Annotated in this window: 10 protein-coding genes; 4 read left to right on the top strand and 6 right to left on the bottom strand. The window is 31.6% G+C overall.

Annotated elements, in window-relative coordinates:
* Window positions 1-111 precede the first annotated feature (111 nt).
* The 4 genes from Q4Q34_RS01350 to htpG all read right to left on the bottom strand — a co-directional run bounded on the left by Q4Q34_RS01350 (window position 112) and on the right by htpG (window position 4,692).
* Window positions 112-891: a hypothetical protein gene (locus Q4Q34_RS01350; protein WP_303317337.1), complete on the bottom strand. Its 780-nt coding sequence runs from the start codon at window positions 889-891 to the stop codon at window positions 112-114.
* Between the two features lie 163 nt (window positions 892-1,054).
* Window positions 1,055-1,792, bottom strand: coding sequence for a phytanoyl-CoA dioxygenase family protein (locus Q4Q34_RS01345; protein WP_303317338.1), 738 nt, complete (start codon window positions 1,790-1,792; stop codon window positions 1,055-1,057).
* 189 nt (window positions 1,793-1,981) lie between these two features.
* Window positions 1,982-2,527 (bottom strand): MOSC domain-containing protein, encoded by a 546-nt coding sequence (locus tag Q4Q34_RS01340; RefSeq protein WP_303317339.1) that lies wholly within the window; start codon window positions 2,525-2,527, stop codon window positions 1,982-1,984.
* A 251-nt stretch (window positions 2,528-2,778) separates the two neighbouring features.
* A complete protein-coding gene (htpG, locus tag Q4Q34_RS01335) occupies window positions 2,779-4,692 on the bottom strand; it encodes a molecular chaperone HtpG (RefSeq protein ID WP_303317340.1) in 1,914 nt (637 codons plus the stop codon).
* 274 nt (window positions 4,693-4,966) lie between these two features.
* On the opposite strand from htpG, the gene Q4Q34_RS01330 reads away from it, so the two are divergent.
* Entirely contained in the window at window positions 4,967-5,971 is a 1,005-nt protein-coding gene (locus tag Q4Q34_RS01330; RefSeq protein WP_303317341.1) for a 3-oxoacyl-ACP synthase III family protein, read from the top strand.
* A gap of 711 nt (window positions 5,972-6,682) precedes the next feature.
* Here the strand turns inward: Q4Q34_RS01330 and Q4Q34_RS01325 are convergent.
* On the bottom strand, window positions 6,683-9,166 hold the full coding sequence (locus Q4Q34_RS01325; RefSeq protein ID WP_303317342.1) for an outer membrane beta-barrel family protein: 2,484 nt from the start codon (window positions 9,164-9,166) through the stop codon (window positions 6,683-6,685).
* Between the two features lie 98 nt (window positions 9,167-9,264).
* On the opposite strand from Q4Q34_RS01325, the gene Q4Q34_RS01320 reads away from it, so the two are divergent.
* On the top strand, window positions 9,265-9,627 hold the full coding sequence (locus tag Q4Q34_RS01320) for a CoA-binding protein (RefSeq protein WP_303317343.1): 363 nt from the start codon (window positions 9,265-9,267) through the stop codon (window positions 9,625-9,627).
* Here Q4Q34_RS01320 and Q4Q34_RS01315 read toward each other — a convergent pair.
* The gene (locus Q4Q34_RS01315) at window positions 9,604-11,061 is read right to left on the bottom strand and encodes a sodium:solute symporter (protein WP_303317344.1); all 1,458 of its coding nucleotides are present in this window, start codon (window positions 11,059-11,061) and stop codon (window positions 9,604-9,606) included. The genes Q4Q34_RS01320 and Q4Q34_RS01315 overlap by 24 nt on opposite strands.
* Window positions 11,062-11,183: 122 nt before the next feature.
* On the opposite strand from Q4Q34_RS01315, the gene recR reads away from it, so the two are divergent.
* A complete protein-coding gene (recR, locus tag Q4Q34_RS01310) occupies window positions 11,184-11,801 on the top strand; it encodes a recombination mediator RecR (protein ID WP_303317345.1) in 618 nt (205 codons plus the stop codon).
* Window positions 11,802-11,808: 7 nt separating this feature from the next.
* On the top strand, window positions 11,809-12,906 hold the full coding sequence (locus Q4Q34_RS01305; protein ID WP_303317346.1) for a glycosyltransferase family 2 protein: 1,098 nt from the start codon (window positions 11,809-11,811) through the stop codon (window positions 12,904-12,906).
* The last annotated feature ends 13 nt before the right edge of the window (window positions 12,907-12,919 follow it).

Genomic DNA, 12,919 nt, shown 5'->3' with positions numbered 1-12,919 from the left:
AAAGTACTAAAGTTAGCAAAAAGACCGAGAGTGAGGAATATTCGGAGAATATTCCGATTGACACTTACCAGACTCAAGCAATTACTTATAGCCATTGTTGTATGTAGTTTTTTAGAATGGTACTTCGGTTATTCTAAAAAAGTAATCATATGTAAAGTATCCAATCATTATTAGAAATAGTATTGGGTATATCACAGTCATAATAAAATCAACAGAAAGTTCAGCTTTTATTTTATCTCCTTTTTTTAGTTTCCTTCGTATCCTTAAAGCACTTAATAAAATAATGGCAATTGTCATTACAACCAGAAGAATAAAAATTAGAATTCGCGTTGTTTTGCTTTTCGTCTTTATTCCGCCATCTTTTGTTTCGGCTGGAATAAACTCAGCAAAATTTGTTTCCAAAACATTTCCATTCATTCTTCCGGATAAATTTTCATCTCCCAAATAAAGAATCTGAAATTTTACTCCGTTATTTGGGTCAAAGAATTTCCAGTCAATGTTAAATATACTGTCTTTATTAACTTCATAAGTGAACTTTGAAATACCAGCGTCAACTTCTTTTATTAATTTGAAATCAATTATTCTGTTAATTCCGTTCAATTTAAGTGATATTTTTTTTCTTACATCTGACCTATTTATTGTTAAATCTCCAGAATTCCAAATTCCAATTGTTGTTAGATAAATATTTTGGTCAACTTTTATGCTATCTTTCGTGAGAATCATAAGGTTAGACTCTTTATCAATAGCTTCATTGTCAAAAATCTTATATGATGGTTCAAAAACATTATAACTGATTTCTTTTTTCTTAACTGTGTTTATATAGGATATTAGACCAATTATTAACCCTATAAATCCTACAATAAACCCTAATATATTTAATGTTTTCTGCATATATTATTTAGCACTATTTTTAAATTACATACAACAATTATATAAACACACTTTATGGCATTTATTTCTCTTATATATGTCTAAATATAGGAAGTTTATTTAAGCGATTGACAGGTTTTTTTAAGAAATAACTTCTTAGCTTTTTTTATTACTCGATACGACACTAGTAAATACTAGGACTAGGGGGTATTCCATAATGTTCTAACCAAGCCAGTGGTTCAGTCAAATTATGCTTATTAAATTCTAAATGTATTACTCGTCTTTTTTTTCCGTTTGTTGTTCTGTTAGAAGCGTGTAAAGTCAAAGGTTTCATCAACATTGCCCCGCCTTTTTCTACTCCACATATGACTTCGCTTTCAATATCCCAATCTTTTGAGTCAGTACGAATTATTCCTTTTAAGTGAGATTTAGGGATTACTTTTAAAGCTCCGTTATTTTTGTCCGTTTTATCTAAATGAATTCGTATTGTTACTGTGTCTCGTAAAATCTCAATTGGTGGTTGAACTCCATATTGGCCTTTTTTAAATGTCCAATTTGAGTAGTTTTCCAAGTCAGCTTTTTTGTCAACTGAAATACTCAAATCTTGATGATAAGCAACAAACCAATTCGATTCGCTTGGTTTGTCAAAATAAATTGTTTTTGTCAAGAAATATTCAGATTCGGAAAGGTCAGAAATCAATTTAGTCAATTTTGTATTGAACAGAAAATCAGCCAGATCAGGTATGTTTTTGATTAATTGTCTAATCGCAAACAAATCCTTTGTTTTCAAAAATGAATTTCTATTATGTTCAGTGTTTTCAATGCAGGTCAAAATCTGACTTATTTCGCTGTCCGAATAGAAGTCAGTTAAAACAGAATATCCATTCTCTTCAAGTTCGATTTTGTTCTTTGCGTAGTTCATTTTTCGGCTTGGACACAACAATTGTATAAACGAACTCTATGGCTTTGACAACGAGTATTATTCCATTGATTCCATAATTTTAGGATGCTTAATTTTCTCACCCTTTTAAATCGCTTACGGTGTCTAATTTTAACTATTTTTTTATTGTACTAATCTCCTGATTAAGCTTCATTTTTATACGTTAGTTATTCAAACCCTGTCTAATTTGATGTGCGGTATGTCGGGTATAATTACTTGAATTGCGTCTCCTATCTCAATAATTCCACTCTCAAGGACAATTGCCATGATTCCAGCTTTTCTTATTAAAGCTCCATTTTCATCTTTACCTAAAACAGCATTCATTAATCCTTCTTTGAAAAGGTTTAATTGATTACAAGGATTTCTTAAACCTGTTATTTTTATTCGGGCAGTTTTTCCAATATTTAAAATGGTATCTTTTGGTAGGGATAAAAGGTCTATTCCTTTAGTCGTTATATTTTCTCCCATTTCTCCCGCTTTAATTTTAAATCCTTGGGATTCGAGTTCGTCATGTAATTTGGAATGTATTAAGTGTACTTGGCGTAAATTTGGCTGAGAAGGGTCTTTGGCTACTCTAGACCTGTGTTTAACTGTTTTTCCCATATGTGCATCGCCTTCTACCCCTAATCCCTTAATTAGTTTTATACTGCTCTGATTAACTTTTTTAAAAGTGTGTGTTTCACTTTTATTTAAGGATAAGACTATTCCTTTCTCCATATTAGCTAATTTAAAGAATAATTTATTTTAGGTTATATGTTTTTCTGCTTGCTGGTAATACAAAGATAAAATTCTGTTTCAATAAATTCTATTGGTTGTTAAACGTAAGTAGCTGAAAATTAAAAAAAGGAGTCTCTATTAAAATAAAAAACCACTTTGTTTTTGCAAAGTGGTTTTGGTTTTATTGGTTTCCGCGAAAGCGAAATTCTTAAATTAATAAGATGCTTCGACTGCGCTCAGCATGACAAAGCTTACTTTATCATCTCATAACTACGCTTAATAAAGTTTGTCAATTCTTCACCTTTTAATAAACCTTGAGACAATCGTGCTAAATCCAGACTTTGGTTAATTAAACGCTCTTGTTTCTTTTTAGTTTTGGTCCCAAGAATTTCACCAACTAATTCGGAATTTGTGTTAACTATTAGGTTATACATTTCTGGCATGTTACCCATACCAAACATACCACCGCCACCTCCGGTAGCTTGCATTTCTTTCATTCTACGCATAAATTCTGGTTGCGTAATAATAAATGGTGATGCATCGCTATCCATAGCTTCTAGTTGTACCATGAATTTTTCAGAAGGAATCACTTCTTTTAATAAGTCGTCTAAAGCTTTTTTCTGATCTTCATCTAATTTAGAAATAGTGGTGTCCTCTTTCTTAATTAAATTATCAATATGATCACCGTCAACACGAGCAAATGTTACATTTTCTTTAGTAGATTCCAGTTTTTGTATTAAATGCGATACAATAGGAGAGTCTAATAATAAAACTTCATAACCTTTTGCTTTTGCAGATTCAATATAGCTATGTTGTGCATCTTTATCTGAAGCATAAAGAATAACTAACTTATCGTCTTTATCGGTTTGTTTTGCTTTAATTTTGTTGAATAACTCTTCGTATGTATAATACGTACCGTCTACGGTTGGATATAATGCAAAAGCATCTGCTTTTTCGAAGAATTTCTCTTCAGAAAGCATACCGTATTCAATTACGATTTTAATATCGTTCCATTTCGCTTCAAAATCTTCGCGACTATTATTAAACAACGATTTTAATTTATCTGCTACTTTTCTGGTAATGTAAGATGAAATCTTTTTTACAGCACCGTCTGCTTGTAAATAAGAACGAGATACATTTAAAGGAATATCTGGAGAATCAATAACACCACGAAGCATGGTTAAAAATTCTGGAACGATACCCTCAACATTATCGGTTACGAAAACTTGATTTTGATACAGTTGAATTTTATCCTTCTGAATTTGCATGTCGTTAGACATTTTCGGGAAGTATAATATTCCCGTTAAATTAAACGGATAATCAACATTTAGGTGAATATTAAATAAAGGCTCTTCAAATTGCATGGGGTACAATTCGCGATAAAAATCTTTATAATTTTGATCTTCTAATTCTGATGGTTGTTTAGTCCACGCAGGGTTAGGGTTATTAATAATATTATCGACAGTAATTTGCTTGTGAGGTTCTGTTGTTTCTTTACCGTCTTTATCTTTTGTTGTTTTTGGTGTAAAATCTGGATCGTTTATTTCTTTAGTTCCAAATTTAATTGGAATAGGCATAAACTTATTATACTTTTCAAGTAAGCTGGTAATACGTCCTTCTTCTAAAAACTCTGTAGAATCCTCGGCAATATGAAGAATAATTTCTGTACCTCTTTCTATTTTATCTGAAGCTTCTAATGTGAATTCCGGGCTTCCATCGCAAGTCCAATGCGCTGCAGGCTCATCTTTATGGGATTTTGTAATAATCTCAACTTTTTCAGCTACCATAAAGGCAGAATAAAAACCAAGGCCAAAATGACCTATAATCCCAGAGTCTTTTGCAGAATCTTTGTATTTATCTAAAAATTCTTCAGCACCAGAAAAAGCAACTTGGTTAATGTATTTTTCAACTTCATCAGCCGTCATACCTAAACCTTGATCTATAATATGAAGTTTTTTTCCATCCTTATCAATCTTAACTTCAATTTGCGGGTTACCGTATTCAACTTTTGCATCACCAACATTTGTTAAATGCTTTAGTTTTAAAGTCGCATCTGTAGCATTACTAATTAACTCACGTAAAAAGATCTCGTGGTCGCTGTATAAGAATTTTTTAATGAGAGGAAAGATATTCTCTACCGAAACATTAATATTTCCTTTTGTCATAATAAATAGTTTATTTGTCATTCCTACAACCTGTGCTGAACTCGTTTCAGTAAGGCAGGAACCAGATTAATTTTGTTTTACTTTACTTTGAAGAGTTAGACAAAAAAAGTACCAAGAGTAAAAATGTGACAAACTGACACGATTTTTTATAAGGAAAAACAATTTTAGCCTACATATACAAGTGTTTGTTGCGCTAGCTTTTTAGAATTTGGTTTTTTATAATTGGAATTTAATGATGCTTGTTGTACTTTGTATTACTTTAAGAAGAGATTTTATGTATAATTCGAAAATAATAGGTTTAGGAAAATACCTTCCGGATAATGTTGTGACGAATGATGACTTGTCTAAATTGATGGACACTAATGATGAATGGATTCAAGAACGCACAGGAATAAAAGAGCGTAGATGGATTAAGGAAGGCACTGATGATACTTCTGCTATAATGGGAGCCAAGGCAGCTAGAATAGCCATTGACCGTTCTGGATTAACAAAAGATGATATTGATTTTATTGTATTTGCTACTTTAAGCCCCGATTACTATTTTCCAGGCTGTGGTGTACAAATACAAGATATGCTGGAGATGCCCACCATTGGAGCTTTAGATGTTAGAAATCAATGTTCTGGATTTGTATACGCTATATCTGTAGCCGACCAATTTATTAAAACAGGCATGTATAAAAATATTCTTGTTATTGGAGCCGAATACCATAGTAACGGATTAGATAAAACAACGAGAGGACGAGGAGTGTCGGTTATTTTTGGTGATGGGGCAGGAGCTTGTGTATTATCCAGAGAAGAAGATAATACTAAAGGAGTTTTGTCTACGCATTTGCATAGTGAGGGGAAATATGCCGATAAATTAACGGTAACCTCCCCAAGTATTGCACATTGGGTGCCTGAAATTTTAGCATCAGAAGAAGAAGATACATCGTATTTTCCTTATATGGATGGTACTTTTGTTTTTAAACATGCTGTGGTACGATTTAGTGAAGTGATTATGGAAGGTTTATTGAAGAATGGCTTAGAAAAAGAAGACATAGATATGTTGATTCCGCATCAAGCCAATTTACGAATAGCTCAATTTATTCAAAAGAAGTTCGCTTTAAGAGATGATCAAGTATTTAATAATATAATGACATATGGTAATACCACTGCTGCATCTGTAATTATTGCCTTGACGGAAGCTTGGGAAGAAGGTAAAATAAAGGAAGGTGATCATGTTGTATTAGCTGCTTTTGGAAGTGGATTTACTTGGGGAAGTGCTATTATTAAATGGTAGATGAAATCAACCTTTAACTCCAGTTCCAGCGTGATATAAAATAAAAAACCCGAAACTATTAGTTTCGGGTTTTTCTAGCTATCAATCAACTTCAACAAACACTAATGTGAAGAATCTTAGTATAATAGACGAATAAAGTTTTACAATATTGCGTGACCTAATAATATTTAACTCTTTTTAACATTTACAAAGAAAAAACTCGAAATAAAAATTACGAGTTTTTAATTATACAAATCTCTTTGATACGAATTTTTTGTGTATGTAGATGACTAACTCTAAATAATTATTCTTTCGTTTAATGGTTAGATTGTATACTACGTTTAACGTAAGACTATTTTATTTATTGTATAAAAAAATATTTTTTTTAGATTTTACTTATTTATGCATCATTTTGCCTCTGAACTCATCTTGACTTTTTCTATTTCCTAAAAAATGGCTAAAATTCGCCCATATGTTGTTACTTTTTTTATGCTTAGCGCTGCTATGCCTTGCAAAAAATGCCGCATCTGAACAAATTTTATCTCATTTTCGGTTAAAAACAAAAAGTCAAGATGAGTTCTCTGTGAATTGGTGAGAAAGACAACGAAATGAGTAAAAACACAGGTTTATGTTAATAAAAAATAACCCCTAAAATAAACATTTTAGGGGCTCATTTAATTGTCTTGCATTATATTAACCATCAACTATTGTGCAAGACATTAAATAATACTTTTACATGAAGCCTCCGCCACCGGATTTTTCATTGTTATCACGACGTTTACGGGATTTAGCACGGTATTTTCCACCGCCAAATCGATAAGATAAACCAGTAGATACCGTATGACTTTCCCAGTTAAAGAAAACATCCTGTTGATAAGGTTTGACACCTTCTCCAGAAAAATGCATGGTATTAAATATGTCGTTAAAATTTAAATTGAAAGAACCTCTTCCTTGAGCAAAACTTACTCGAGCTCCAAGGTTGATAAAAAACATAGGGTCTATATCAAACTGTATATTTTGGTTTTGTCCTCTATAAAAAGCAAAGGCAGTTAAGCTTATTTTTTTACTGGCTTTAAAATTATTGAACATCTTCAAATTCCAGGCTACGTTATCAACTTCATCAACATCAGTCACAATATTACTAACTGTTGCTGTTTCAATAGGTGCGTTTAGGCTTTCTGCGATACCTTTTTGGGTTTGAGAATAAAAATCGAAACTACCATTTATGCTCCACCATTTTGTAGGGCGGTAGTTTGTAGATACTTCAACCCCATAAGCAGAAGTATCATCAAAATTGTCATGTGTTAAAATAACTCTACCAGAAGTGACATCGCTTCTGTCAATAAATAATGCTCTATTGATTTCATCAGAAATAGAACGATAAAATACTCCAGCAGTAACACTTCCTTTTCGATCTTTTAAATTTCTTGTATAATTTAATTCTAAAGAATTTGTAAACTGAGGTTCTAAAGATTGGTTACCAAAAGAGGAAACAAGTGGTGTACTCCATTCTTTAATAGGATTTACTTGGCCTATACCGGGACGATCAACACGTCTACTATAACTTAATTGATAAGAATTCTTTTCTGAAGGCTTGTAAGTAAAGAAAGCCGAAGGATATACTTCAAAATAATCATTATTAAACTCAATAGGCGTTGTTATATTAGAAATAACATCGGTTTGTAGTGCTAATGCATCTACGTTAACATGTTCTGCACGTAAACCTATTTGGTAAGTCCATTTATCAAAATTCTTGCTAAAAGTAGCATAAGCAGAGTAAATATCTCTTGTATAATCGAATGCGGTACTAGGTGTTGGTGCTAAAATACCAGAATTATTAAACGTTTCTCCTGTAGAAACAAAATCAATATCTGTGTTAAATAATCTGGCTTGAAGCCCAAGCTCTAATTTAGAAGTATCAGATAATGGGTTTACATAATCTAAATTAACGGTTGTTCTTACTCTATCTGTATCATTAAAATCTTGATAGTCGTTTTGATTTCCTAAAAAAATCATATAATCAACCGGATTATCTTCATCGAAGATATTGTGATCAACCTCTAATTCAATATTATGACCATCTTTTTTAAAATCCAGTTTATAATCTAAATTATATTGGGAAGAATTATTCTTTCCATCGGCAAAAAGTCTCTGGCTTTGATTAAAAGCATTGTTATTGTTAAAAATAGCTTGGGTACGACTTATAATACCATTCTCGGCAATATTTTGATTGGTGAATAAAGAAATAGTGTTTTTATCATTAATATAAACATCTACACCAACTTTAAACAAGTGCGATTTTCTGTTTGTTAAAAACTCAAAAAATTGCTCAGAGTTGTTTTCTGGTCTAAATACATGACCGTTATTAGCGTTTTTAGCAATATTATTACTGTAATTAGTATACACATTAAACTTACCGGTGCGATAATTTAAATTGATTGCACTATTAAACTTTGCTTCTCGCTCATGAGATAACGTTGTGCTTATGTTACCATTAAAGCCAACCATAGTATTTTTATGTAAAACGATATTAATAATACCGCTCATACCCTCAGGATTATATTTTGCAGAGGGGTTTGTAATCAGTTCCACAGACTTTATGGCTGTAGAAGGGATTTGTTTTAGTAACTGAGCTGTTGGGATGTTAGATAACTTGCCATCTACCATAACTCTTACGTTTTGGTTTCCCCTAAGACTAATATCTCCAGTTTGAGCATCGACACTTACAGATGGGATCCCTACCATTAATTCTGAAGCAGTTCCGGTAGCAGCCAAATCCTTCCCAATAGTTATTATTTTCCTGTCTACCTTTTGCTGTATAGAAGAGGTTTCTGCTATTACGGTAATGGCATCTAAGCCTTCTGCTTCTGCTTCTAATAAAATGTTGCCTAAATTAACTCTGTAGTTACCTTTACCTATAGTGATGTTTTTGTTGAATGTTTTGTATCCTATGTATTGAATACTTATAATGATATCGCCTTCGACTACTTTTTCAATTTTAAAAGAACCGTCATCTGAAGAAATGCCTCCTGTTAAGATTGCTCCTTTGGTATTTTTAATAATGATGTTTACGTAAGGTAAGGGTTGATTTAGTTTTGCGTCTAATACTTTTCCGAATATAGTACCAGTTTTATCGGCATTTTTTTCGGGATCTGTTGTGTATGCATGTGTAGATATTGAAAACAATAGTGTGCATACTAAAAATAGTTTATACATTGTTGATTGATTTTTTTGATTGATGATGTAATTAATAAGTAGACGCTTTGGTATTATTTATGTTACTATATATTTCTGTCTTAACATTTTTTTAACATATGAATAAAAAAACATTGGTTTTTGGTGCATCTTTAAAACCAAATAGATATTCTAATTACGCTATTCAAAGATTAATAGCAAATAAATTTAAAGTAGTAGCATTTGGTTTAAAAAAGGGAGACGTTTCGGGCGTACAAATTGATGACACGTTACTACCTTATAAAGATTTACATACAGTAACATTGTATTTAAGCCCTAAAAGACAGTCAGCTTATTACGATTATATAGTATCATTAAAACCTGAACGTGTTATTTTCAACCCAGGAACAGAAAACCCAGAATTTTATAAGATTTTAAAAGAAAATAATATTCCTTTTGAGGCAGCTTGTACTTTGGTTTTACTTTCTACGAATCAATATTAGCCCCAGAAAAGTTATCAAACCATTCAGTATTAGAAGCTCGTAGCCAATAACATAACCTCCAATTTGTTCGGCAGGAATTTTTCCAATCAAATAGGAAAGTAACACAGATATCAATGTAACAATCCAAACGTATTTATCGATAACTTTAAATTTGGTGAAAATTCCAAAAGCAAATAACCCAAGTAATGGGCCGTAGGTATAACCAGCAACTTTTAAGAGGTTGTCAATAACATTACTATCTAAAATATATTTAAAAGCTACAATAACAAAAATAAGGACGATACTCATTAAAACGTGAATTCGTTTTCGTAGCCCTTTTTGTTTAGATTTTTCAATTTTTTCAATGCCTAAAAAGTCTACACAAAAAGAAGTGGTTAGTGATGTTAAAGCACTATCAGCACTACTGTATGCAGCGGCGATTAAACCTAATAAAAAGACTACGGCTAATGAAACACTCAAACCTCCATTCAAAGCTATTTCGGGAAATAGTAAGTCCGTTTTTAGCTTGCCGTCCAGCATAGGGGTTGCAATATTAAATTTATTAGCATAAATAAATAGAAGCGCTCCTAGCAACAAGAAAATAAAATTAACAACAACTAAAACCAAACTAAAGGAAACCATATTTTTTTGCGCATCCTTAAGTGTCTTACAGGTTAGGTTTTTTTGCATCATGTCTTGATCTAACCCAGTCATACAAATAGCAATAAACATACCGCCAAGAAAGGATTTTATAAGATGGTTTTTTGCTAAAAAGGATTCTGTGAAAAAAGTTTTATTATAGTTTGCCAATTCATCAGAAGCTAAAAAATCTGAAAAACTCCAACCTAATTTATCATTTATTAATATAATAGCTATAATAACGGCAACAAGCATAAATAAGGTTTGTAAAGTGTCTGTCCACACAATCGTTTTAATTCCTCCTTTGTAGGTGTATAACCAAATTAATAAAATTGAAATGGTTACGGTTCCCCAAAAAGGAAACCCATAAGCATCAAAAACGAATTTTTGTAAAACAATAGCCACTAGGTACAACCTGAAGGAAGCACCTAAAACCCTAGATATAAAAAAGAAAAATGCACCTGTTTTATAGCTAACAACGCCAAAGCGGTTTTCTAAATATTGATATATTGAAATAACATTAAGCTTATAGTATATAGGAAGTAATACATAAGCTATAACGAAATATCCAGCTAAATACCCAAAAACAACCTGCATGTAGCTAAATTGAGAAGCTTCAACCCAACCAGGCACTGAAATAAACGTGACCCCAGAAAGAGAAGCACCAATCATTCCAAAAGCTACAACAAACCAAGGAGATTGCCTTTTAGCTTTAAAAAAAGTTTCATTAGAATCTTCTTTACCGGTTAAGTAAGATATAAGAATTAGTACTCCAAAATAAGCTGCTATAAGTAGCATGATTTGTGTTGCAGACATTGAAAAGATTTTAAATGTTGAAATTACAAATATTAAATATCAAATTCCAAATCAAGTATATGAATTTAAAAGAGTTGATGAAAATTAGCGAATTTCATGTCTAAATAGTACTTTCGCAGACAATGGAGTTTTCTTCTAAATTATTAGAACGTGCAGTAAATGAGATGTCTCAGTTACCAGGTATAGGTAAGCGAACAGCTCTACGTTTAGTATTGCATATGCTTAGGCAACCTAAAGAGCAAACGGTAATGTTATCTGAGGCTTTGCAAGCTATGCGTAATGATGTTAAATTCTGCAAATCCTGTCATAATATTAGTGACCAGGATCTTTGCGAAATATGTGCTAATCCTAATAGAAATGAAACCATTGTTTGTATTGTCGAGGATATAAAAGATGTCATGGCAATAGAAAACACGAGTTCATTTAAAGGGTTATATCATGTTTTAGGAGGTAAAATTTCACCTATGGATGGTATTGGTCCGCATGATTTAAATATTGAATCTTTAGTAAGTAAGGTAAAAGAAGGCAAAATAAATGAACTTATTTTTGCGTTAAGTTCGACTATGGAAGGGGATACCACAAATTTTTATATTTATAAACAAATTCAAGAATATCAAATTTTCACATCTACCATTGCCAGAGGAATCTCTGTTGGAGATGAATTGGAATATGCAGATGAAATTACTTTGGGAAGAAGTATTGTAAATAGAATTCCATTTGAAAGTTCTTTAAAGCTATAATAGTTATTTGAAGCTCTCAGTTGTTATATTAAATTATAATGTTCGCTACTTTTTAGAACTCTGTTTAAAAAGTGTTCAAACAGCTACCACTGGCATTGATGCAGAAATCATTGTTGTGGATAATAATTCTGAGGATGAAAGCTGCCAAATGGTGAAGGAATTGTTTCCAGATATTAATCTTATAGAAAATAAGACAAATTTTGGTTTTTCTAAAGGCAATAATATTGGAGTTTCACAGGCTAAAGGTGAATATATTTGTATTCTAAATCCAGATACAGTAGTTGCCGAAGATACATTTTTAAAACTTTTAAAGTTTTCAGAAGAACAAGAAAAAGTAGGTATTGTTGGGTGTAAATTAATCAATGGAGTAGGTTTGTTTTTGCCTGAAAGTAAACGTAATATTCCTTATGTGAAGGCTGCATTTAAAAAAATATTTGGAAACCCTGAAGATTATTATGCAAATCATTTACAGGAGAATGAAGTGGGAGGAGTTGACGTTTTAGTTGGTGCATTTATGCTTTTAAAACGAGACGTTTATAATATAGTTGGAGGGTTTGATGAAGATTATTTTATGTATGGTGAAGATATCGATCTATCCTATAGAGTTTATAAAGCTGGTTATAATAACTATTATTATGGAAAGTCTAGTGTTATCCATTTTAAGGGAGAAAGCACATTAAAGGATAAGTCTTATGCGCGACGTTTTTATGGTGCTATGCAAATATTCTATAGAAAACATTTTAAAAAGAATGTATTATTTGATATGCTGGTTTGGCTAGGAATAGGATTAGTCTATGTTTTTCGAAGAATACCAATTTATAATCAGAAAAGAGTTAGTCAATATGTTTTTATTTCTGATGTAGTAAATGAAAAACTGAATAACGTCTTATCTAAGAAAACCATTTTGAAAAAAGATTTAGATGTTGTTGAAAAACAAGCAGAAGTCATTTTTAATGGTAATAGTTACAGTTATAAGCGTATTATTAAAATGATAGAAGATAATAAAGACAAGCAAATTACTTTTAAAATATTACCTAAAAATTCTAATTTTGCACTAGGAAGTGATGATGCAATCTCGAGAGGAGAAGTTATTATTTTAAAGTAGTTTTATTATAAAT

The organism is Flavivirga abyssicola (assembly GCF_030540775.2).
Lineage (GTDB): Bacteria > Bacteroidota > Bacteroidia > Flavobacteriales > Flavobacteriaceae > Flavivirga > Flavivirga abyssicola.
This window is presented reverse-complemented; position numbering and strand designations above follow the sequence as displayed.

Excerpts from the sequence above, each read along its gene's own strand:
- Q4Q34_RS01350 (WP_303317337.1), bottom strand. The coding sequence starts at position 891 with ATGCAGAAAACATTAAATATATTAGGGTTTATTGTAGGATTTATAGGG.
- recR (WP_303317345.1), top strand. The coding sequence starts at position 11,184 with ATGGAGTTTTCTTCTAAATTATTAGAACGTGCAGTAAATGAGATGTCT.
- Q4Q34_RS01345 (WP_303317338.1), bottom strand. The coding sequence starts at position 1,792 with ATGAACTACGCAAAGAACAAAATCGAACTTGAAGAGAATGGATATTCT.
- htpG (WP_303317340.1), bottom strand. The coding sequence starts at position 4,692 with ATGACAAAAGGAAATATTAATGTTTCGGTAGAGAATATCTTTCCTCTC.
- Q4Q34_RS01340 (WP_303317339.1), bottom strand. The coding sequence starts at position 2,527 with ATGGAGAAAGGAATAGTCTTATCCTTAAATAAAAGTGAAACACACACT.
- Q4Q34_RS01320 (WP_303317343.1), top strand. The coding sequence starts at position 9,265 with ATGAATAAAAAAACATTGGTTTTTGGTGCATCTTTAAAACCAAATAGA.
- Q4Q34_RS01325 (WP_303317342.1), bottom strand. The coding sequence starts at position 9,166 with ATGTATAAACTATTTTTAGTATGCACACTATTGTTTTCAATATCTACA.
- Q4Q34_RS01330 (WP_303317341.1), top strand. The coding sequence starts at position 4,967 with ATGTATAATTCGAAAATAATAGGTTTAGGAAAATACCTTCCGGATAAT.
- Q4Q34_RS01315 (WP_303317344.1), bottom strand. The coding sequence starts at position 11,061 with ATGTCTGCAACACAAATCATGCTACTTATAGCAGCTTATTTTGGAGTA.